Here is a 1,052-nt window from a genome sequence, read left to right as displayed (position 1 = left end):
AACCTGCATATGAATGATCTGCGATTAAAAGCAGAAATTGACTGGCTAAACGCGCAGGGCGTCACTCAAATAAGTACTAGTACTTGGCCTCTGACAGCAAGTGAGATCAGCCGCGGTATTAGTATGGCTAATGCCCAGAGTCAGGCGCAGCAGCAAGTACTCCAGTCAATACAGACTAGATTGAGTAATAACCGTGAGTCTGTGGTTCAAGCCTTTGGAGAGCTCAGTCTACAAATGGATCGTCAGCAACTGCCGCAAACCTTTGCAGATGACAAGCTCGCTGGGCAACAAGTGATGGTTGGAGTGGCGCTGACTGAAAGAGACTGGGAAGCCAACCTTCAAGCTACTGTGAAGAATGATGAGCTCATCGATGATGATTCAGATGTCAGCTTTGAGGGCTCATACTTGGCTGGTAACTACGCCAATCAGTGGCTAATCGCGGGTAAGATACCGGCTTGGTGGGGTCCAGGTCATGATGGTAGCCTCATCCGCGGTGATGCTAGTATTCCAGTGACTGGCTTTACCATGCAACGTGATACCCAAACTGCGCCGACGTCTCGATATTTGGACTGGGTAGGACCTTGGCAGTATCAACTGTTCGCAGGTCAGCTCGATGACTATGATGCGGTACCTGATGCCAAACTCTTTGGTGCCCGCTTGACTGCTAGTCCCTGGCAATGGCTTGAGCTAGGTGCTTCTCGTACCTTTATGTGGGGAGGCGAGGGTCGACCTGAGAGCTTAAGCTCCTTTGGTGATGCTATATTAGGCACTAGAGATAATGAAGCTACTGCGGGCAATACAGACGATGATCCTGCCAATCAGCTAGGCGGCTTTGATGCCAGAGTTCAGCTATCCTCATTGTTCAACGTCCCAGCTAGCGTCTATGCACAATACGTTGGTGAAGATGAAGCGGGCGGCTTGCCTGCCAAAAATATGTATTTAGCTGGCGCAGACTATGCGTCTAGCTACCAAGGTCTGCCTTATCAGGTCTATGCTGAGTATGCAGACACGCGAAGTAGTGGCGAGGTCAAAGGCGTATCGTATGATCATTT

1 protein-coding gene is annotated in these 1,052 nt (G+C 50.0%); it reads left to right on the top strand.

Annotated features, from left to right (window positions below; translation table 11 throughout):
- Positions 1-1,052: capsule assembly Wzi family protein (locus tag ACTXGO_RS14485; RefSeq protein WP_443575012.1), on the top strand; the 1,052-nt coding region annotated here is incomplete at both ends.

The organism is Psychrobacter sp. T6-1, from assembly GCF_052258445.1.
This window is presented reverse-complemented; position numbering and strand designations above follow the sequence as displayed.